Origin of the sequence: Streptomyces smaragdinus, from assembly GCF_009604385.1 — a bacterium.
GTDB classification, from domain to species: Bacteria; Actinomycetota; Actinomycetes; order Streptomycetales; family Streptomycetaceae; genus Streptomyces; species Streptomyces smaragdinus.
The window spans coordinates 34,429-55,045 of sequence record NZ_WEGJ01000016.1 but is presented as its reverse complement, the minus strand read 5'-3'; the positions used below and the strand labels follow the sequence as shown (position 1 = coordinate 55,045).

At 71.3% G+C, this 20,617-nt stretch carries 18 protein-coding genes, 1 tRNA gene and 1 pseudogene; 9 read left to right on the top strand and 11 right to left on the bottom strand.

All coding sequences use genetic code 11. From position 1 onward, the window contains the following. Nucleotides 1–85: 85 nt before the first annotated feature. From SRB5_RS20350 to SRB5_RS20340, 3 genes are read right to left on the bottom strand one after another with little or no spacing between them, the layout of a single operon-like run. Nucleotides 86–982, bottom strand: a complete 897-nt coding sequence (locus SRB5_RS20350) for a carbohydrate ABC transporter permease (RefSeq protein ID WP_153454050.1) — start codon at nucleotides 980–982, stop codon at nucleotides 86–88. Between the two features lie 10 nt (nucleotides 983–992). Beyond that, nucleotides 993–1,982 (bottom strand): carbohydrate ABC transporter permease, encoded by a 990-nt coding sequence (locus SRB5_RS20345; protein ID WP_407703945.1) that lies wholly within the window; start codon nucleotides 1,980–1,982, stop codon nucleotides 993–995. A gap of 28 nt (nucleotides 1,983–2,010) precedes the next feature. Beyond that, nucleotides 2,011–3,339 (bottom strand): ABC transporter substrate-binding protein, encoded by a 1,329-nt coding sequence (locus tag SRB5_RS20340; protein WP_323378193.1) that lies wholly within the window; start codon nucleotides 3,337–3,339, stop codon nucleotides 2,011–2,013. Between the two features lie 445 nt (nucleotides 3,340–3,784). Here SRB5_RS20340 and SRB5_RS20335 point away from each other — a divergent pair, with 445 nt between their 5' ends. Continuing rightward, nucleotides 3,785–4,861: a LacI family DNA-binding transcriptional regulator gene (locus tag SRB5_RS20335; RefSeq protein WP_153454048.1), complete on the top strand. Its 1,077-nt coding sequence runs from the start codon at nucleotides 3,785–3,787 to the stop codon at nucleotides 4,859–4,861. Between the two features lie 245 nt (nucleotides 4,862–5,106). Here the strand turns inward: SRB5_RS20335 and SRB5_RS20330 are convergent, their stop codons facing one another. Beyond that, nucleotides 5,107–6,333, bottom strand: coding sequence for an MFS transporter (locus SRB5_RS20330; protein WP_153454046.1), 1,227 nt, complete (start codon nucleotides 6,331–6,333; stop codon nucleotides 5,107–5,109). A gap of 126 nt (nucleotides 6,334–6,459) precedes the next feature. Between SRB5_RS20330 and SRB5_RS20325 the strand changes: the two genes are divergently transcribed. Continuing rightward, complete coding sequence (locus tag SRB5_RS20325) at nucleotides 6,460–7,008, top strand: CGNR zinc finger domain-containing protein (RefSeq protein WP_153454044.1); 549 nt, start codon at nucleotides 6,460–6,462, stop codon at nucleotides 7,006–7,008. A 4-nt stretch (nucleotides 7,009–7,012) separates the two neighbouring features. On the opposite strand, the gene SRB5_RS20320 is transcribed toward SRB5_RS20325, so the two are convergent. Beyond that, nucleotides 7,013–8,002, bottom strand: a complete 990-nt coding sequence (locus tag SRB5_RS20320) for a serine/threonine dehydratase (protein WP_153454042.1) — start codon at nucleotides 8,000–8,002, stop codon at nucleotides 7,013–7,015. A gap of 135 nt (nucleotides 8,003–8,137) precedes the next feature. Between SRB5_RS20320 and SRB5_RS20315 the strand changes: the two genes are divergently transcribed. Genes SRB5_RS20315 through SRB5_RS20295 form a run of 5 tightly spaced genes read left to right on the top strand, consistent with a single transcriptional unit; the run spans nucleotide 8,138 to nucleotide 13,538 of the window. Beyond that, entirely contained in the window at nucleotides 8,138–9,547 is a 1,410-nt protein-coding gene (locus SRB5_RS20315; RefSeq protein ID WP_153454039.1) for a pyridoxal phosphate-dependent decarboxylase family protein, read from the top strand. Further along, on the top strand, nucleotides 9,531–10,805 hold the full coding sequence (locus SRB5_RS20310; protein WP_153454037.1) for a lysine N(6)-hydroxylase/L-ornithine N(5)-oxygenase family protein: 1,275 nt from the start codon (nucleotides 9,531–9,533) through the stop codon (nucleotides 10,803–10,805). Before SRB5_RS20315 ends, SRB5_RS20310 begins: the two co-directional genes overlap by 17 nt. Further along, complete coding sequence (locus tag SRB5_RS20305; protein WP_153454035.1) at nucleotides 10,802–11,341, top strand: GNAT family N-acetyltransferase; 540 nt, start codon at nucleotides 10,802–10,804, stop codon at nucleotides 11,339–11,341. The genes SRB5_RS20310 and SRB5_RS20305 overlap by 4 nt, the downstream gene beginning before the upstream one ends. After that, complete coding sequence (locus SRB5_RS20300; RefSeq protein WP_323378192.1) at nucleotides 11,338–13,128, top strand: IucA/IucC family protein; 1,791 nt, start codon at nucleotides 11,338–11,340, stop codon at nucleotides 13,126–13,128. Before SRB5_RS20305 ends, SRB5_RS20300 begins: the two co-directional genes overlap by 4 nt. After that, the gene (locus SRB5_RS20295; protein WP_153454031.1) at nucleotides 13,125–13,538 is read left to right on the top strand and encodes a VOC family protein; all 414 of its coding nucleotides are present in this window, start codon (nucleotides 13,125–13,127) and stop codon (nucleotides 13,536–13,538) included. The genes SRB5_RS20300 and SRB5_RS20295 overlap by 4 nt, the downstream gene beginning before the upstream one ends. A 159-nt stretch (nucleotides 13,539–13,697) precedes the next feature. On the opposite strand, the pseudogene SRB5_RS37175 reads toward SRB5_RS20295, so the two are convergent. The 5 genes and pseudogenes from SRB5_RS37175 to SRB5_RS20270 form a co-directional block, all read right to left on the bottom strand. Then, a pseudogene (locus SRB5_RS37175) lies at nucleotides 13,698–13,967 on the bottom strand (LLM class flavin-dependent oxidoreductase); the annotation flags it as partial. 188 nt (nucleotides 13,968–14,155) lie between these two features. Further along, nucleotides 14,156–14,608, bottom strand: coding sequence for a MarR family winged helix-turn-helix transcriptional regulator (locus tag SRB5_RS20285; RefSeq protein WP_323378191.1), 453 nt, complete (start codon nucleotides 14,606–14,608; stop codon nucleotides 14,156–14,158). Nucleotides 14,609–14,686: 78 nt separating this feature from the next. Next, nucleotides 14,687–14,759, bottom strand: a tRNA-His gene (locus tag SRB5_RS20280). An 89-nt stretch (nucleotides 14,760–14,848) separates the two neighbouring features. Then, entirely contained in the window at nucleotides 14,849–15,445 is a 597-nt protein-coding gene (orn, locus tag SRB5_RS20275) for an oligoribonuclease (RefSeq protein ID WP_153454029.1), read from the bottom strand. Between the two features lie 47 nt (nucleotides 15,446–15,492). Continuing rightward, nucleotides 15,493–16,608 (bottom strand): helix-turn-helix domain-containing protein, encoded by a 1,116-nt coding sequence (locus tag SRB5_RS20270; protein ID WP_153454027.1) that lies wholly within the window; start codon nucleotides 16,606–16,608, stop codon nucleotides 15,493–15,495. 762 nt (nucleotides 16,609–17,370) lie between these two features. Here SRB5_RS20270 and SRB5_RS20265 point away from each other — a divergent pair. Further along, nucleotides 17,371–17,892, top strand: coding sequence for a universal stress protein (locus SRB5_RS20265; RefSeq protein ID WP_153454025.1), 522 nt, complete (start codon nucleotides 17,371–17,373; stop codon nucleotides 17,890–17,892). 176 nt (nucleotides 17,893–18,068) lie between these two features. Then, nucleotides 18,069–18,635, top strand: a complete 567-nt coding sequence (locus SRB5_RS20260) for a GPR1/FUN34/YaaH family transporter (protein WP_323378189.1) — start codon at nucleotides 18,069–18,071, stop codon at nucleotides 18,633–18,635. 134 nt (nucleotides 18,636–18,769) lie between these two features. Here SRB5_RS20260 and glmS read toward each other — a convergent pair whose 3' ends face one another. Beyond that, nucleotides 18,770–20,587 carry a glutamine--fructose-6-phosphate transaminase (isomerizing) gene (glmS, locus tag SRB5_RS20255; RefSeq protein WP_153454023.1) on the bottom strand — a complete coding sequence of 606 codons (1,818 nt, stop codon included), beginning with the start codon at nucleotides 20,585–20,587 and terminating at the stop codon, nucleotides 18,770–18,772. Between the last annotated feature and the right edge of the window lie 30 nt (nucleotides 20,588–20,617).

Sequence of the window (20,617 nt, the reverse complement as noted above, 5' to 3'; positions counted from 1 at the left end):
GGGGCGGGCGAACGACGCTGGTCGCCCTGCCCCCGTGACGAAGGTTCGGTGGTACGCGTCACCGGACGTGCGTCCGGCTGCCGGGCTAGCCCTTCACGGCGCCGGACATGATGCCGCCGACGATCTGCTTGCCGAACAGGGCCAGCAGCACCAGCAGCGGCAGGGTGCCGAGCAGGGCGCCCGCCATGATCACCGACTGGTCGGGCACATAGCCGCGGCCCAGACCGGTGAGTGCCACCTGGACGGTGGGATTCTGCTGGGTCAGCGCGATGATCGGCCAGAAGAACTCGTTCCAGGCCATCACGAACGTCAGCATGCCGAGCACCGCCATGGCGGGTCTGGCCGCGGGGAAGACCACGTGCCACACCACCCGCAGGCTGTGCGCACCGTCGACCCGGGCGGCCTCGATCAGCTCGGTCGGCAGCGCCTGCTCCAGGTACTGCCGCATGAAGAACACGCCGAACGCGCTCACCAGGAACGGCAGGATGACCGCCTGCAGCTGGTTGGTCCACTCCAGCTTCGCGATCGCCATGAACAGCGGGACGACGCTGAGCTGCGGCGGGACCATCATCGTGCCGATGACCATGAGCAGCAGCATGTTCTTCATCCGGAACCGCAGCTTGGCGAAGGCGAACCCGGCCAGCGTGCCGAAGATCACCGTACCGGCCGCGATGCAGCCCGCCACGATGGTCGTGTTCAGCAGCGCCAGGCCCATGTTGCCGGTGTTCCAGGCGACCTCGGACTTGTCGAGGAGGTTGCCGCCGAACCAGAACGGCGGTGGGGTCTCCGCGAGCCGGGTGTTGTTCCGGGAGGCCGCGACGGCCGTCCAGAACAGCGGGAAGAGCGAGCCGATCGTGAACAGGACCAGCACGGTGTACGTGAACCAGCCGGCGCGGTCCTGACCGCCGGCCCGGCCCGCCCTGACCTTGCTGCGGCGGCCGCGGGGCTCGACGTCCGCGGGCGTCTTGAGTGCGTGTGCCATCAGAGATCCTTCAGTGTGTTTTCGCCAGCCGGCGGGAGATCAGCGTGCTGAGCAGACCGATCACGACGAGCAGGATGAACATCACCCAGGCGATGGCGGCACCCCGGCCGAGATGCTGGTTGGTCCAGCCCTGCTCGTACAGGTACAGGCCGATGGTCTGGAACTGGTGCTCCGCGCCGCCGTTCGCTCCGCCGCCGGGGTTGAACAGCAGCGGCTCACCGAACAGCTGCATCGCGCCGATGCTGGAGACGACCACGGTGAAGAGGATCGTCGGGCGCAGGGACGGGATCGTGACGTGCAGGAACTGCTTCCAGCGGGAGGCGCCGTCGATGGCGGCGGACTCGTACAGGTCCTTCGGGATCGCCTGCATGGCCGCCAGATAGATCAGGGTGTTGTACCCCGTCCAGCGCCAGATCACGATGACGGAGACACCGATCCGGGAGGACCAGGTGCCCGCCGCCCAGTCGATGTGATCGACACCGAAGAAGCCCAGGAACCAGTTGATCATTCCGTAGTCGCGGCCGAAGAGCATCGCGAACACGAGGGTCGCCGCCGCCACCGAGGTGGCGTACGGGGTGAGCATGGCGACCCGGAAGAAGGTGCTGCCGCGCAGCCGGTAGTTCAGCAGATGGGCCAGGCCCAGCGCCATGAGCAGCTGCGGCACCGTCGACATGATGCCGAGGATGAGGGTGACCTTCAGGGCGTTCCAGAAGAAGTCGTCCTCGAGGAGCCGGCTGTAGTTGCGCAGGCCCACCCAGTTCATGTCGGTCGGCGCGGTGAGCTCCACCTGGTGCAGCGAGGCGTACCCCGTGTACAGCAGCGGGAAGAGCCCGAAGGCGAGGAAGAAGAGGAAGAAGGGCGCGATGAACCCGTACGGGCTGTACTTCATGTCCCAGCGGTAGAGGCGGCTGCGCCGCTTCGCGTTACGGGCCGTGTTCGCGCCGTCGGAATTCTGGTGGCGCGGGGCCGCGCCCCCCTTGTTCGAGGGGGGCGCGGTCACGTGTGAGCCGGTTGAGGTCACAGGATTCTCACTGGTCGAGGGCGTTGTCGATGGCCTTGATCGCGGCGTCCCAGGCGCCGTCCTTGTCCTGCTTGCCCTGCTCGACGAGCAGCAGGCCGGAGCGGACGAAGTTCTCCTGGACCGTCTGGTCCTTCGCGCCGATCACCTGGACGGGGATGTCGGCGGCCGTGGCGCTGAAGATCTCGCCGTACGGAACCTCGGGGAAGTAGTCGTTCTTGGCCGTCTTGATCTCCGGCATGGCAGCGGCCTGCGGGGAGCTCGGGAAGCTGCCCTGCTTGGCGAAGAGCTTCGCCTGCTGCTCGGGGGCGGTCAGCCAGGCGGCGAGCTTGGCGGCCTCCTCCTTGTTCTTGCCGGCCTCCGGGACGCCGAGGAACGAACCGCCCCAGTTGCCGCCCTTCGGCGGTACGGCGATGTCCCACTTGCCCTTGGCCTTGTCGCCGCCCTTGTCCTTCAGGGTGCCGAGCATCCAGGCGGGGCAGGAGATGGTGGCGAACTTGCCGTTGGCGATGGCCTGGTTCCACGGCTCGGTGAAGGGCTCACCGGTCTTGGCGGTCAGACCGTTCGCCGCGGCGTCGGCCGCCAGGTCGAACGCGGCACGGACGTCCGGATTGTCCTTGTAGATGTAGTTACCGCTGTCGTCCACGTAGCGGGTCGCGCTGGAGGAGATCGCGGCGTTGAACACACCGGCGGCGCCGTCGGTCCACGCGGTGCCCTTGGGAGCCTTGGCCTTGTACTGGTTGCCGGCGTCCACCCACTTCTTCCAGTCGCCCTTCCACAGCTCCGCGACCTTGTCGCGGTCGGTGGGCAGGCCCGCGGCCTCGAAGAGGTCCTTGCGGTAGCACAGCGCCATCGGGCCGATGTCGGTGCCGAGGCCGATGAGCTTGCCGTCCTTGGTCGAACCCTGGGCGGCCTTCCACGGGAAGAAGTTGTCCTTGGAGGCGCCCTCGACCTTCGAGAGGTCCATGAACTTGTCCGCCTGCGTGGAGGTGATCTCCGCGATGTTGGCGATCTCGATGCCCTGGATGTCGGAGAGACCGGAGCCCGCGGAGAGGTGGGTCAGCAGCGCGGGGTAGTAGTTCTCGTTCCGCTCGACCGTGGTCTGCTTGATCTTGATGTTCGGGTGGAGCTTCTCGTACTCGGCGTAGAGGCCGGCCTCCTGGTAACCGAAGACACCGAACAGACCGACGTTGAGGGTGGTCTTTCCGCTGCTGTCGCCGCCGGTGTCCTTGGCCGAGTCGTCGCCGTCGTCACTCGCACAGCCGGCGAGCAGGCCGGCGGCAAGGGCGGCGGTCACTGCGATGGCGGCCGCGCGGCGGGTGGTGCGGTAGCTGCGCACTGCGTTCCTCCTAGACGTGTCATTCCGGACTCCCGCCTGCCCCCCGGGTGCTCACGGGCGCCCCATGGAAAACGGCTCGCGGCTCAAAGGCTGTGGCGTGGTCGGGATCTGTTGCGGTGGTGCTGTCCGCTCGCGCGGGGTGGTGCGGCTACGGTCCGCGGAAGCGGATCGTACGTCGGTGTTCGTGCAGTTGTCGTTCGCGCGTGCGGTTCTGTTTGGATCGACTAGCGTGGGAGCGCTCCCAGTCGTGATGAGTTGAAGAGTCGCGGCTGGGCGGGCAGGTGTCAAGAGAGTGCGCTTCACTCACCTCTGGGCGTTATCCGGCTGTTAACTTGGGCGGAACGTCGAGCGTTGCCTCGTCCTCCTTATGACCGGCGAGCGCCGCGGGGTGTGACCATGGTGTTTCGATTGACGATCGACCAGGTGTTCCCATGAGGGAGGGAAGATGGCGGACGGCATCAGGCGGGCGCTGCCCCCGGTGTCAAGGGCGGCGGGCCGGCGCGGGCGGCCCACGCTGGAGCAGGTGGCCGCCCGGGCGGGCGTCGGCCGCGGCACGGTGTCCCGGGTGATCAACGGATCGCAGCAGGTCAGCGTGGAGGCGAAGGCCGCCGTGGAGCGGGCGATCGCGGAGCTCGGGTACGTGCCGAACCGCACCGCGCGGGCGCTCGCGGCCGGCAGTACGGACGCGATCGCGCTGGTCATCCCCGAACCGGAGACCCGGCTGTTCTCCGAGCCGTACTTCTCGGACATGATCCACGGCATCAGCGCCGCCATCCTGGACGCGGACAAGCAGCTGCTGCTCACCCTGAGCCGGACGGCCAAGGAGCGGACCCGGCTGGCGGGCTATCTGAGCGGCAACCGCGTCGACGGGGTGCTGCTGATCTCCGTCCACCAGGACGACAAGCTCCCGGATCAGCTCACCGAGCAGGGCATCCCCGCCGTCATCTCCGGCCGGCGGTCGCAGGACGAGCAGCTGCCGTTCGTCGACACCGACAACGTGGGCGGGGGCCGGGCCGCGGTCGAGCACCTGATCGCCCGGGGCCGGCGGGACATCGCCGCGATCTCCGGGCGGCCGGACGTCTTCGGTGCCCAGTGCCGTATCGAGGGTTACCGTCAGGCCTTGAAGGCGGCGGGGCTGCCCGCCGAGCCCTCGCTGGTGGTCCCCGGCGACTTCACCGAGGAGTCGGGCCGCCGGGCCATGCGCGAGCTGCTGGCGCGCCGCCCGACGCTGGACGCGGTGTTCGCCGGGTCGGACCTGATGGCGGCGGGCGCGCTGCAGGTGCTGCGCGGCTCGGGGCGGCGGGTGCCGGAGGACGTGGCGCTGATCGGCTTCGACGACTCCCCGGTGGCCCGGCACACGGATCCGCCGCTCACCTCGGTGCGTCAGCCGACGGAGGCGATGGGGCGGGAGATGGTACGGGTGCTGCTCGCGGAGATCGAACGCGCGGGCGCGTCGGGGGCGGGCGGCGAGGTGCCGCGGTCACTGCTGCCGACGGAGCTGGTGGTGCGGGCCTCCGCCTAGAGGCTGTCCGCAAACCCCCGCCTGCGCCCCGACGCCCGGCACTCCCCCAAGCTCTCGGCTTCGCTCGAGCAGGGGGTACCCCCATCTCGCCGCACGCCGTCCCAGGACAGGTGGCTCCGCCACATGACCTGGGACGGCGCACGCCGAGAGCACGCACCGAACGCCGCGACGCCCGCGCTCCGCGCGAACGACGGGGGTTTGCGGACAGCCTCTGGCTTCGAGGGTTGTACGCGGCGCCCGGAGGATCACCCGGGCGCCGCCACCCTTTGTGCGGTCACCGTCCGCAGGAACGGGAGGACGGTCGCCGCCGTGGCCGCCGCGAATACCGCGAACGCCGTGCGCAGGCCCGTCAGCTCCGCGAGGAGGCCCAGCAGCGCCGCGCCCAGCGGCATCGCGCCCCAGCTGAAGAGGCGGTAGGCCGCGTTGAACCGGCCGAGCATCTCGTCCGGGACCAGCCGCTGGGCGATCGTCCGGGAGTTCACCGTCCACAGGGTGCCGCCCGCGCCGCCCAGGAACGCCCCGGCGGCGACCGCCCAGACACTGGCGGTGACCGCCGGGAGGCCGGCCATCGCGGCGGTGCCGATCAGGTCCGCGAGCATGGCCCGGCGGACGCCCAGCACCCGGTTGATCCAGGTCACCGTGAGGGCCCCGGTCAGCCCGCCGACGCCGAGGGCGCTCAGGACGACGCCGTACTCGCCGGAGCCCAGGCCCATCTCCTCGGACGCGTACAGCGGGATGAGGGCGAGCCAGCCGCCCCAGACGGCGCACAGGACGGTCAGGATCAGGGACATGGTGCGCAGCAGGCGGTGCCGCCAGAGGTAGCGCACACCCTCGGCGATCAGGGCGTTGACGGGGGCGGACGCCGGTTCGCCGTGAGCCCGGAACCGTCCGGCGAGCAGCAGCAGCGCGGCGGCGGCAGCGGCGTACGCCACCCACGTCGCCCCCAGGGCCAGCCCCGTACCGGCCGCGAGCAGCAGCCCCCCGGCGAAGGGCCCGGCGAACTCCTGGCACACCGTCTCCGCCCCCGAGATCCACGCGTTGGCCCGCTCCCGCCCCGCCTCCGGCACCGCGGCGGGCACGATGGCGGCTCCCGCCGTCGCGGCGATCACGTCCGCCACCCCGAGCACCGCCCCGGCGCCCAGCAGGTGCCCCAGCCCGATCCCCCCGGCGCCCGCGACGGTGGCGAGCCAGCCGACGGCCACCAGCCGCATCGCGTTCGCCGCCCACAGCAGCCGCCGCCGGTCACCCCGGTCGACGAGCACCCCGACGTGCAGGGCGATGAGCAGCCACGGCGCGGTGAGGGTCAGGGACACGGCGGTGACCTGCGCGGGGGAGCCGGTGAGCTGGGCGGCGAGGAGGGGGAGGGCCATCTTCAGCACGCCGTCGGCGAGGTTGGTGGCCGCGGTGAAGCCGACGAGGACGGCGGTGTTACGACGGGCGGGGGCGGCGCGCTGATCCCGTATCACTGCCATCCGCTGACCCCTAACCGCCTATCGGCTTTGCCGGTGAGATGGTCAGCGTTCCACAATCCGGCGCCCGGCAGCAACCGGTAAAACGCTTAGCCGGTAAACTCGGGAGAGGAGTGAACGGAGGCACCGATGCCCGAAGCACCCGCGGCGGCCGAGCTGGTGGAGGCGTTCGCCAACACGGTCGACGTCGAAGACGGCAGCGACGAGATCGCCACCCCCGCCGCCCTGACGTCCTGGCTGCACGCCCGCGGCCTCCTCGCGCCCGCCGAACCCGCCGTCCCGCCCGCCACCCACGCCGCGTACCTCGCCCTGCGGGCGGGCCTGCGCGAGCGCCTGGGCGCGCACGTCGGCGACACCCCCGACGCGGCGCTGGTCGAGGCCTCCGACGCCGTACTGGCCGCGCAGCCGGTGGTCGTCACCACCGGGGGAGGGCTGGTGCCCGCCCCCGGCCTCCCCGCGGACCGCCGTCCGCTGGCGGAGCTGGCGATCGCCTGGAGCGGGCTGACGGCGACGGGCGAGGCGGCGCGGCTCAAACGGTGCGCGGAGCACACGTGCGGCTGGGTGTTCCGGGACGTGACGAAGAACCGCAGCCGCCGCTGGTGCTCGATGCGGATCTGCGGCAACCGCAACAAGTCCCGCGCGTACGCGGCGCGCGCCCGGGCGGCTTCGACCCCCTGAGCCTTCAGACCAGATCCGACGGATCCGTGTTCGCCCCGCAGAGCACCACCGCGACCCGCTCCCCGCGCTCCGGCCGGTAGGCCCCGGTCTCCAGCGCCGCGAGGGCGGTCGCCGCCGCGTGCTCGACGGCCAGCCGGTGCCCGTCCCACAGCTGCCGCCGTACGGACACGATCGCCTCGTCCGGCACCAGCACGGACACGTTCTCCGGCCGCCCGATCCAGTGCAGCGCGTCCGCCGACACCCGGGTGGCGCCGAGGGAGTCGGCGGCCACCGAGTTCACCGGCACGTCCACGATCCGCCCGGCGGCGTGCGCGGCGTTCAGCGCCCGGCAGTTCTCCGGCTCCACGGCGACGACCCGGACGCCGAGGCCCGCCGCGGCCGCCGCGACCCCGGCGAAGAGCCCGCCGCCGCCCACCGACACGACGACGGTGTCCACCGGGACGGCGAGGGCGATCTCCGTCAGCAGGGTGCCGGCGCCGGCGGAGACCAGCGGGTGGTCGTAGGCGTGGGACTGCAGCGCCCCGGTGGCCAGCGCGTACGTCCGGGAGGCGTCCAGGGCCTCCTGGTACGTGGTGCCCTCCAGCCGTACGTCGGCCCCGTACCCGCGCAGCCGCTCGGCCTTGACGGCGGGGGCGGTGCGCGGCAGGAAGACGTGCGCCGGGACGCCGCGCTCGCGTGCCGCCCAGGCGCAGGCGAGTCCCGCGTTGCCGCCGGAGGCGATGACGACCCCGGTCTCGGGGACGGCGCCGGCGTCGCGCTGGGCGGTGACGAAGTTGGCGGCGCCGCGTGCCTTGAACGACCCGGTGTGCTGGAGGAACTCCAGTGCGAACCACACCCCGTCGCCGCCCGGCGCGACGGTCACGGGCCGCACCAGCCCGGCGATGCGCTCGGCGGCGTTCTTCACGTCGGCGGCGGAGACCGGCGCCGGATCGGTGGAACGGGCGGCGGGGAAGACGGCGGAGGGGTCGGACGGGGAGGCGGCTCGCGAATCCATGTCCTCAGGATGACATCGGGGTCGTAAGGGCGTTCCCGGGGTTGACGTGGAGTTAGGTTAGGCTAACCTAACTCAAAGATCGAAGCCGTAGTTACGTGACCGCATGCCCGCCACCCCCTCGGGAGGACCCCCCTCATGAGCAGGTCCCACCTGCTGGGCGCCCACTCCGCCGACGCCTACCGCCGCAGCCTCCTCGCCGGCGTGGAGCGGATGACCGCCCGATTCGCCCGCGTCGAAGCCCCCTTCACGGGCGTCACCCCGCACGGCCTCGCCCCGGAGATCGACGCCGTCGACCTCGACACCCCGCTCGGCGACACCGCCGCCGCCCTCACCGAACTGGACGCCGTCTACCTCCGCGACGCCGTCTATTTCCACCACCCCCGCTACCTGGCGCACCTCAACTGCCCCGTAGCCATCCCCGCCGTCCTCGCCGAAGCCCTCCTCACGGCCGTCAACTCCTCCCTCGACACCTGGGACCAGAGCGCCGGCGCCACCCTCATCGAGCGCCGCCTGATCGACTGGACGGCCGCCCGCGCGGGCCTGGGCCCCGCCGCCGACGGCGTGTTCACCAGCGGCGGTACCCAGTCCAACCTCCAGGCCCTGCTGCTGGCCCGCGAGGAGGCCAAGACGGACGCCGGCCTGCGCGTGTTCACCTCCGCCGCGAGCCACTTCAGCGTCACCAAGTCCGCCGCCCTGCTGGGCCTCGGCCCCGACGCCGTGATCACCGTCCCCTGCGACGACACCCGCCGGATGGACACCACCGCCCTCGCCCGCGAGCTCGCGCAGTGCCGCCGCGCCGGACTGACCCCCATGGCGGTCGTCGCCACCGCCGGCACCACCGACTTCGGCAGCATCGACCCCCTCCCCGGGATCGCCGCCCTCTGCGAGCGGTACGGCGCCTGGCTGCACGTCGACGCCGCGTACGGCTGCGGACTGCTGGCCTCCCGCACCCGCCGGCACCTCCTCGACGGCGTGGAGCGCGCCGACTCCGTCACCGTCGACTTCCACAAGTCCTTCTTCCAGCCGGTGAGCTCCAGCGCCCTCCTGGTCCGCGACGGCCGTACCCTGCGCCACGCCACGTACCACGCGGACTACCTCAACCCCGCCCGCGGCGCCCACCCCAACCAGGTCGACAAATCCCTCCAGACCACCCGCCGCTTCGACGCCCTCAAGCTCTGGCTCACCCTGCGCGTCATGGGCGCCGACGCCGTCGGCGACCTCTTCGACTCCGTCTGCGACCTGGCCGCCGAGGCGTGGACCCTGCTCGACGCCGACCCCCGCTTCGAGGTCGTCGCCCGCCCCCAGCTGTCCACCCTGGTCTTCCGCTGTGCCGGCGTCCCGGACGAGGCCAACCGCCGTGCCCGCCAAGCCCTGTTCGCCTCCGGCGCCGCCGTGGTGGCCGGCACCAGGGTCGACGGCCGCGACCACCTCAAGTTCACCCTGCTCAACCCCGAGACCACCCTCGACGACATCCGCGCCGTGCTCGACCTGCTCGCCGGATACGCCGCCGCCCCCGTGGGAGACGACCTTGTCCGTACGCACTGACGTCCACGACTTCGCCGCGATCGGCCTCGGCCCCTTCAACCTGGGCCTGGCCTGCCTCACCGCCCCCGTCGACGGGCTCGACGGCGTCTTCCTCGAGGCCCGCGAGGCCGCCGACTGGGCCTGGCACCCGGGGATGTTCCTGGAGGGCACGCATCTGCAGACGCCGTTCATGTCGGACCTGGTCACGCTGGCCGACCCGACGTCCCCGTACTCCTTCCTCAGCTATCTGAAGCAGTCCGGGCGGCTCTACTCGTTCTACATCCGCGAGAGCTTCTACCCCCTGCGCGAGGAGTTCAGCGACTACTGCCGCTGGGCCGCCGCGCAGCTGCCCGCCGTACGCTTCGGGCAGCGGGTCACGGAGGTCACGTACGACGACGGCGCGTACACCATCCACACCGGCGACCGTACGTACCGCGCCCGCCGGCTGATCCTCGGTACCGGCACCCCGCCGTACGTCCCCGAGTCCTGCCGCGGTCTGCCGGGCGACGCTGCCCACAACTCCCGCTACCTCGAACTGCGCGACGGACTGCGGCGCAAGGACAGCGTCACGGTCGTCGGCAGCGGACAGAGCGCCGCCGAGATCTTCCACGACCTGCTCCAGGACATCGACACCCACGACTACGCGCTCACCTGGGTCACCCGCTCCCCGCGCTTCTTCCCCCTCGAATACACCAAGCTCACCCTGGAGATGACCTCTCCGGAGTACATCGACTACTTCCACGCCCTCCCGCCCGCCGCCCGCGACCGGCTGATCGGCGCACAGAAACACCTCTACAAGGGCATCAACTCCGACCTGATCAACGAGATCTTCGACCTGCTGTACGTGAAGAACCTCCGCCGCCCGGTCCCGGCCCGCCTCCTCACCAACACCGAACTGACGTCCGTCCACCACGACGCCGGCACGTACACCCTGGGCCTGCGCCAGCGCGAACAGGGCCGCGACTTCACCCTCGACACCCAGGGCCTGGTGCTGGCCACCGGCTACCGGCACCGGGTGCCGGACTTCCTCGCCCCGGTCCGCGACCGGATCCGCTGGGACGCGCGGGGGCGGTACGACGTACGCCGCGACTACTCGATCGACACCGCCGGCACCGGCGAGATCTTCGTCCAGAACGCCGAGCTGCACACCCACGGCCTCGCCGCCCCCGACCTGGGCATGGCCGCGTACCGCAACGCGAGCATCATCCGCGAGCTACTCGGCGGCACCGAGTACTACCCGGTGGAGAAGCGCGTCGCCTTCCAGGAGTTCGGCATATGACGGCCTTCACCCTGCGCCCCGTCGACCCGGCGGCGGACGCCCCCCTGCTGCACCGCTGGGTCACGCATCCCAAGGCCGCGTTCTGGCTGCTGGGGGACGCCTCTGAGACGGAGGTCGCGGCGGAGTACGCGCGCATCGACGCGGACCCGTACCACCACGCGTATCTCGGGCTGCGGGACGGCGAACCGGCGTTCCTCATGGAGCGCTACGACCCGGCCGTACGCGAACTCGCCGGCGTCTACCCCGCCCGGCCGGGGGACGTCGGCATGCACTTCCTCGTCCCCCCGGCCGCCGTGCCCGTCCACGGCTTCACCCGCGCCGTCATCACGGCAGTCGTGGCGGAGCTCTTCGCCGACCCGGACGTCCGCCGGATCGTCGTCGAACCGGACGTCCGCAACACCGCCGTACAGCGCCTCAATGAGGCCGTCGGCTTCCGTATCGAGCGAACCGTCGTCCTCCCCGCCAAAACCGCCGCCCTGAGCTTCTGCACCCGCGAGGAGTTCAACCGCGCCGTACCCCAAGGAGCCCTCCCGTGAACCCCCGCCTGTGGCACCGGGCCACCCGCCGGCTGCTGACCAAGGCCCTCGCCGAATTCACGCACGAACGGCTGCTCGCCCCCGTGACGACCGCCCCCGGCCGCTACACGGTCCGCTCCGACGACGGCGGCGTCACGTACGACTTCGCGGCGCGACGGCTGGCCCTGGACCACTGGCACATCGACCCCGCCACCCTCACCTGCCGCACGGCCGACGGCGAACGGGACCTGGACGCGCTGGAGTTCTTCCTCGAATTCCGCACCACCCTCGGCCTGAGCGACGAGATCCTCCCGGTCTATCTGGAGGAGATCACCGCCACCCTCGCCTCAGCCGCGTACAAACTGCGGAAACCGCAGGTCACCGCCGCCGAACTGGCCGCCCACGGCTCCTTCCAGGACATCGAGACCGGCATGACGGAGGGCCACCCCTGCTTCGTCGCCAACAACGGCCGCCTCGGCTTCACCGCCACCGAGTTCCACGCCTACGCCCCCGAGGCCGCCGCCCCCGTCCGCCTGCTGTGGCTCGCCGCCCACCGCGACCGCGCCGCGTTCCACGCCGGGGCGGGCCTTGCCTACGACCGTCTGATACGCGACGAACTCGGCCCGGACACCCTCGACCGTTTCGCCGCCACGATGACCGCCCGGGGCCTGGACCTCGCCGACTACCTCCTGATCCCCGTCCACCCCTGGCAGTGGGAGCACAAGCTCGCCGTCACCTTCGCCTCCGAGGTCGCCCTGCGGCGCCTCGTACCGCTCGGCCCCGGCCCGGACGACTATCTGGCCCAGCAGTCCGTCCGCACCTTCTTCAACACCACCGCCCCCGGCCGCCACTACGTCAAAACCGCCCTGTCCGTCCTCAACATGGGCTTCATGCGCGGCCTGTCCGCCGCCTACATGGAGGCCACCCCCGCCATCAACGACTGGCTCGCGGACCTCGTCGACCGCGATCCCGTCCTGCGCGCCGCCCGCTTCACGATCATCCGCGAACGCGCCGCCGTCGGCTACCGCCACCTCGAGTACGAGGCCGCGACGCCCCCCGGCTCCCCGTACCGCAAGATGCTCGCCGCCCTCTGGCGCGAGAGCCCCGTCCCGTCCCTCGCCCCGGGGCAGCGCCTCGCCACGATGGCGTCCCTGCTGCACACCGACGAGGACGGCGCCGGCTTCGCCGCCGCGCTGATCCGCCGCTCCGGGCTGGCCCCCGAGGCGTGGCTGCGGGGCTATCTCGACGCCTATCTGGTCCCGGTGCTGCACAGCCTCTACGCGTACGGGCTGGCGTACATGCCGCACGGCGAGAACGCGATCCTGGTGCTGGCCGGGGACGGCACCGTCGACCGCGTGATCTTCAAGGACATCGCGGAGGAGATCGTGGTCATGGACCCGGACCTCCCGCTGCCGGACGACGTCGCCCGCATCCGGGCGGCCGTACCGGAAGACGAGCGGCTCCTCGCCGTCTTCACGGACGTCTTTGACTGCTTCCTGCGCTTCCTCTCGGCCGCTCTGCACACGGAGGGCGTGCTGGACGAGACGTCCTTCTGGCGGACGGTCGCCGCGTGTGTACGGGACTACCAGGCGTCGGTCCCGGAGCTCGCGGACCGCTTCCGGCGGTACGACATGTTCGCCCCCACGTTCGCCCTGTCCTGCCTGAACCGGCTCCAGCTGCGCGACAACCGGCAGATGGTCGACCTGACCGACCCGTCCGCCGCGCTCCAGCTGCACGGCACGCTGGACAACCCGATCGCCGCGCACGCCGCGCCGCTGTCAGTGGGCGGCGCTAGCGTGCCGGTATGACATCACGCCTGAATCCATACATTCAGTTCAAGGGAAACGCCCGCCCGGCCCTGGAGTTCTACCGGGACTGCCTCGGCGGCGACCTGGTCATCAGCACGTTCGGCGACTTCGGCGACCCGACCGCCGAGGGCGCGGACGGCGTCATGCACGGGATGCTGGAGACCCCGGCCGGCTTCACGCTGATGGCGTCGGACACGCCGCCCGGGATGGACTTCAAGCCCGGGTCGAACGTCTCGGTGAGCCTCAGCGGTGACGACACCGCGGAGCTCACGGGGTACTGGGAGAAGCTGTCGGTGGGCGGGCATGTGGCGGTGCCGCTGGCGAAGCAGATGTGGGGAGACACCTTCGGCATGTGCACGGACAAGTTCGGGATCGGCTGGATGGTGAACATCGCGGGGTCGTCCGACTGACCGTCCCCTCAGCCCTTCGCCACCGCCTCCCGGACGGCCGGGGCGATCTCTTGGCCCCAGCGGCCGAGGGACACCTCGTCGTGCGCCGCGTGGCCGGGCGGGACGGATCGCGCCGGGGTCGCGGCCGGCGGCCACCGCCGCCTCGTCGATCAGGGGGCGTGAGGTGCGGTAGCGCTCGCTCAGCCAGTCCGCGGCGTGGCCCGGCAGCCAGCCGTCCGCCACCCGGCCGGTGACGGCCAGTGACTTGGGCCCGTTCGACCCCGTCCACACCGGCGGCGCGTCGATGGGGGCCGGCTCGATGCCGTCGACCCGGTAGTGCCTCCCGTGGAACGTCACCGGCCCGCCACCCCCCGACAGCCGCTTGACCAGCACGATCGCCTCCTCGAACGCCTCGACGGCGGCCCCGGGCGTCAGCTTCTCCACGCCCATGCCCGCGATGCGGTCCCACAGCCCGCCCCGCCGCGCCAGGTGCAGCAGCTCGGGCACCTCGTCGATCCCGGTGTGGGCGCCGACGCCGAAGACGCTCTCGGGGACGGACATGGTGGTTTCCTTCCGCCGGAAACGGTGAAGTTCGTGCCACGAACAATATTAGTTCGTGTTGCGAACCTCAATCGGTTTCAGGACTCCGGGAACACCACCGGCACCTCGTTCTCCCGTACGACCCGGCTGAGCAGCCCGTCCAGCGCGTCCCGCTCGCCCCCGTCCAGCCCCCCTGCCAGCGCGTCCACCCGCCGGCAGGTCTCCGCGTAGAACTCCCCGCCCAGCGCCCGCCCCTCCTCGGTCAGCACCACCCGCACCGCCCGGGTGTCCCGCGGATCGGCCTCCCGCGCGACCAGCCCGTTGCGCGCACTGCGGTCCACCAGCCCGGTGAGCGACGACTTGGCCAGCCCCAGCACCCCGCCGAGCTCACCCATCCCGTACGACCGCCCCAGCAGCACGCACAGCAACTGCCCCTGCTGCGAGGTGAGCCCGTACTCCCGCGCCGACTCCGCGTACACGGCGTTCACCAGGAACGTCGACCGCACCAGCGCCGCCACGACCCCGAACCCGCGCTCACCCTGCTCCGTCACGCGGCCACGCTCCCTCCGGAGAATCCAGACCGGAAAAGCACTGAGGGCCGACCCGCAGGCCGGCCCTCAGCGACGAAGGGTGAGTGACGGGACTCGAACCCGCGACATCCTGGACCACAACCAGGTGCTCTACCAGCTGAGCTACACCCACCATGACCTGTGCTTTTCGCACCGGCCAGAATGAAGTGTACAGGGTCTTCACGGGTGCTCGCCTCCCCGTATCCACGGGGGCGCCCGGGGTCAGGACACGGTGTGGCGGGCGGCGATCGTACGGGCCGTCTCCGAGTCCGGGCCGGGCTGCGGGACGAAGACCGCCTCGCGGTAGTACCGCAGCTCCGCGATGGACTCGCGGATGTCGGCGAGAGCGCGGTGGTTGCCGGACTTCGGCGGGCTGTTGAAGTACGCCCGCGGGTACCAGCGCCGCGCCAGCTCCTTGACCGAGGAGACGTCCACGATCCGGTAGTGGAGGTACTCCTCCAGCGCCCCCATGTCCCGGGCGAGGAAGCCGCGGTCCGTGCCCACGGAGTTCCCGCACAGCGGGGCCTTGCCCCGCTCGGGGACGTGCTCGCGGACGTACGCGAGGACCTGGGCCTCCGCGTCCGCCAGCGTCGTACCGCCGGCCAGCTCGTCCAGCAGTCCGGAGCTGGTGTGCATCTCGCGCACGATCTCCGGCATGCTCTCCAGCGCCTCGTCCGGGGGCCGGATAACGATGTCCACGCCGTCGCCGAGCACGTTCAGCTCGGAGTCGGTGACCAGGGCGGCCACCTCGATCAGCGCGTCGGTCGTCAGGGACAGGCCGGTCATCTCACAGTCGATCCACACCATGCGGTCGTTCATGGCACCAACCCTACGGCTCACGTGTCACGTACAGACACACCCGTGCGCTACCCGGTCGGGCGTTCCCGCTGGGTGGGGACCGTACGGCGGGGCTCACGGGCGCTCTGCACGGCGAACGCGTCAGTTTCCGGCTTCTCGTCCGGCTGCGGATGCCGGCTGCGGTACGCCGCCCGGTACGCGGCCGGGGAGTAGCCCAGCTGGCGCCGGAAATGTCCGCGCAGAGCCACCGGCGAGCGGAAGCCGCAGCGGCCGGCGACCTCGTCCACGGAGAAGTCGGACGTCTCCAGCAGCCGCTGCGCCGCGAGCACCCGCTGCGTGATCAGCCACTGCAGCGGAGCGCTGCCGGTCAGCGAACGGAACCGCCGGTCGAACGTCCGGCGTGACATGTACGCCCGGGTGGCGAGCGCCTCCACGTCGAACTGCTCGTGCAGGTGCTCCAGGGCCCAGGAGACGACTTCGGCCAGGGGATCCCCGCCGATCTCCTCGGGTAATGACCGGTCCAGATGCCGGTCGGCCCCCGAGCCCCGGCGCGACGGTACGACCAGGCGGCGGGCCAGCGCGGCGGCGGCCTCCGCGCCGTGGTCGGTGCGCACGATGTGCAGGCACAGGTCGATCCCGGCGGCGGTGCCGGCGGAGGTGAGGATGTCGCCGTCGTCCACGTACAGCTCGCGGGGGTCGACGTGGACGCTCGGATAGCGCTTGGCCAGGGTCGGCGCGTACATCCAGTGCGTGGTGGCGGGCCGCCCGTCCAGCAGCCCCGCGGCGGCCAGCGCGAAGGCGCCGGTGCACAGGCCCACGATCCGCGCGCCCTCCTCGTGCGCGCGGCGCAGGGCCTGCAGGGCCGTGGCGGGCGGCGGCGCGGTGATCGAGCGCCAGGCGGGGACGACGATGGTCCCGGCCCGCGACAGCGCGTCCAGCCCGTGCGGGGTGGTCAGCTCCAGGCCGCCGGTGGTCAGCAGGGGGACGGGCTCGCCCGCGCAGACCAGCAGCCGGTAGCGGGGCGCGCCGGTGTCCTGCCGGTCGGCGCCGAACACCGACAGCGGTATGGAGCTCTCGAAGATGGGGCCGCCACTGAACAGCAGGACCGCCACGACCTCACGGCGCCGTCTCGCACCCGGCGCCCTGGGATTCTGCGCACCGGCGACAGCGGTGTCCTGGGTCATGCTGCTCGCGCCCCCCTCGGTTGTCTGGACCTCAACGGTGGCCACAAGATCAAATCTTATGTGGCCACCGGGGCCGGCGTGACATGTTCGGGCCCTGCCCCATGTCGATATGGAAACTTGGCGTAAAGCATTCGATCACGAAGCGTTGCACTGCATCGCCCGCCTGTGAAGTGCGCCTTCCCCGTCACCCCCGTGGTCGGCCGAGCCCAAACGACCTTGCGCCCCTGCACGCCCGTGCACCAGGGGTGTTGCCACATGTCACCCACAACTCCTTTACGGAGAACGGAAGTTGTCCGAAAACCATCTGCGAATGGGCCACTTCCGGCCGCTGCCGCCCGCCTCGGCGGGCCGCGCCGGGGCGGCCGGCCCCGGCCCGTCGGTCACACAGGGTCCGGCGGGCAGCCTTACGCCCCGGCCGGGGGCGCGGCGAGGGCGCACGGGAGCGCGCCCGGAGCGAGTGGCCGCGGCGGCCCCGCGCCCGTCCGGGGCGCGGCCACGGCAGCAGGGCATTGCGTTCAAGCGGTTCCTCGGGCATGCTCCCTGACACCGCCGGTCCGGTCCGGGTCGGCCGGTTCCGTCACCCGTGAGGGGCGCACGGGGCCGAAGACCTGGGCAGGCGGGGAGTGTCGCCGTACCCTTGGGGTAAGGGCTTGGGAAGATGCTTCCCGGTCACTCCGGGTGTTGCCTCACGTCAGGAGCTCGGATCAGCCCCATCCAGCCACAGCCGTTCCCCCTCCCAAGGACTTCTTCGCCGAGACACCGATGGCCGGTCACGAAATCCCCGAACCCGCGGACCGCAAGCAGTTCGCCGACCCTACGGCGGAACTGGAAGCGGAGAGCGAGCCGCGCCGCGTATGCGACCCGGCCTTCCTGCACGGCGTCGTCGTCGGCTTCGACGGCTCGACGTCCGCCGAGCGTGCCCTGGCGTACGCGATCGGCATGACCCGCCGCTCCGGCTGCGGGCTGATCATCGTCCATGTCGCCAACCGGCTGCCCACGACCGTATGGGCGGGCTGCGAGCCGCCGGTGTTCGTCGACGTGCCGGACCACCGCACCGAGGTGCTCGGGCTGGAGCTGGCGTGCGCGGACTATCTGGCCGAGGTGCCGTGGATCCTCGTCGAGCGCGGCGGCGACATCTGCCACGAACTGGAGGAGGTCGGCCGGGAGTACGAGGCCGACGCGATCGTGGTCGGTTCCACGCACGGCATCGTCGGCCGGATCTTCGGGTCGGTGGCGGGACGGCTCGCCAAGCGGGCCAAGCGGCCGGTCGTCGTCATTCCCTGAGCCGGGTCCGGCTCCCTCTTCGTACGAGCGCCCGGTACGCGCGCCCGCGTCCGGCTCGTACGGGCTTCGAACAAGTCGAATCTACCCGCTGGTAGAAGGTGGATTGTGAATTTGTGACGGGCATAACGGGGGCAGCACCAGCAGCCGTTCAGCCCTGGAAACGAAGGGAGCCCGCTGTGGACAGAGACGTCTCCGCGGGAAGCAACACCACCACCCTCGGCTATCTACTTCTCGGCGTCACCCTGCTCGCGTTCGGTCTCGGTAACTCGGACCTGATCGACGGGGTCACCGCCGCCAACGCCGTCGATCTCGCCACCTGGGCGGGCGGCGTGGCCCTGTTCGTCGTCGGCGTCCTCGAACTGCGCGCGGGCAGCGCGCTGACGGGCGCGGCGTTCGGCGCGACCGGCGCGCTCTGGTTCACCTGGGGCTCCGCCGCCGGCACCCAGGTCGACCCCAACGCGGCCGGACTCTTCCTGCTGCTGTTCGCCCTGATCGCCCTGACGCTGACGCTCGCGTCCAACGGTGCCGGATTGCTCACGCAGGCCGTGTACGGACTGCTCTTCGTCGGCATGCTGGTGCTGGCCATAGCCCAGTTCGCGGACAACGCGGACCTGACGAAGGTCGGCGGCTACGCCGCGGCCCTCTCCGGCCTCGCCGCCTGGTACACGGCGACCGCCGCGATAGCCCATCTGCCCACCGCGCTGCCCCGGCGCTCCGCCGGCCGTGAGGCCGCCGCGGCGTAAGGACGCGCTGCCCACCGGGAGGTGACGGTCCCCGGCCGGGCAGCCGCACCGCCGGCGTAATGGGCGACGCCGGCACAGGGGAGGCGGCCCCGCCGCGCGCACATGGTGGCAGCGCGCGGCGGGGCCGCTCGTGGCTATTCCACTGTCACGGACTTCGCCAGGTTGCGGGGCTTGTCGATGTCGCGGTCCAGCTCCTTCGCCGTGTGGTACGCCAGCAGCTGGAGCGGGATGCCCATCAGGATCGGGTCCAGCTCCGGCTCGTTCTGCGGGACGACGATCGTGTGGTCCGCCTTCTCCTGCTTCTCGTGCGCCACCGCGAGGATCCGCCCGCTGCGGGCCTTGATCTCCTCCAGCGCCGCGCGGTTCTTCTCCAGCAGGTCGTCGCTCGGGACGATCGCCACCGTCGGCACGTCCGGCTCGATCAGCGCCAGCGGGCCGTGCTTGAGCTCCGAGGCCGGATACGCCTCCGCGTGGATGTAGCTGATCTCCTTGAGCTTCAGCGACGCCTCGCGGGCCACCGGGTAGCCCCGTACCCGCCCGATGAACAGCATCGACCGCGCGTGCGCGAACTCGCCCGCCAGCTTGCGGATCTCGTCCTCGCCGGCCAGGATCTCCGCGATCTGCCCGGGCAGTTTGCGCAGCCCCTCGATGATCCGCTTGCCGTCGGACACCGACAGGTCGCGGATCCGGCCCAGATGCAGGGCCAGCAGCGCGAACGCCACCGTGGTGTTGGTGAAGCACTTGGTGGACACCACGCACACCTCGGGCCCGGCGTGCACGTACACCCCGCCGTCCGTCTCGCGGGCGATCGCCGAACCGACGACGTTCACCACGCCCAGCACCCGCGCGCCCTTGCGCTTGAGCTCCTGCACGGCGGCCAGCACGTCGTACGTCTCACCGGACTGGGACACCGCGACGTACAGCGTGTCGGGGTCGACGACCGCGTTGCGGTAGCGGAACTCCGACGCCGGCTCCGCGTCCGCGGGGATGCGCGCCAGCTCCTCGATCATCTGCGCGCCGACCATGCCGGCGTGGTACGAGGTGCCGCAGCCGAGGATCTTCACCCGGCGGATGGAGCGCGCCTCGCGGGCGTCCAGGTTCAGCCCGCCCAGATGCACGGTGGCGAAGCGGTCCTCGATCCGGCCGCGCAGCACCCGGTCGACGGCCTCGGGCTGCTCGGACATCTCCTTGTGCATGTACGTGTCGTGTCCGCCCATGTCGTACGAGGCGGCCTCGTACTCCACCGTCTCCGGCGACGCGGCCGTGCGCGAGCCCTCGCGGGTGGTGTACGTGCGGTAGTCGTCGGCCTTGATCGTGGCCATCTCGCCGTCGTCGAGGGTGACGATCTGGCGGGTGTGGGAGACGAGCGCGGCGATGTCGGAGGCGACGAACATCTCCTTCTCGCCGATGCCCAGGACGACGGGGGAGCCGTTGCGGGCGACGACGATGCGGTCGTTGAAGTCGCTGTGCAGGACGGCGATGCCGTACGTGCCCTCGACGTGGCGCAGCGCGTCGCGGACCTTCTCCTCCAGCGTGGGCGCCTGGGAGCGGGCGATGAGGTGGGGGAGGACCTCGGTGTCGGTGTCGGAGCGGAACTCGACGCCCTCGGCGATCAGCCTGGTGCGCAGGTCGGTGGCGTTGTCAATGATGCCGTTGTGGACGACGGCGACCTTGCCGTCGGCGTCCAGGTGCGGGTGGGCGTTGGTGTCGTTGGGGGCGCCGTGGGTGGCCCAGCGGGTGTGGGCGATGCCGGTGGTGCCGGCGAACCGCTTCGGCAGCTTGGCGTCCAGCTCCCGGACCCGGCCCTTGGCCTTGACCGTCTTCAGCCCGCCGGTCTTCCCGGTGATCGCGACCCCGGCCGAGTCGTAGCCCCGGTACTCCAGCCGCTGCAGGCCCTCCAGCAGCAGCGGGGCGGCGTCACGCCGCCCGATGTATCCCACGATTCCGCACATATCGTTCCTTACGTCGTCTTCGATGCTCGT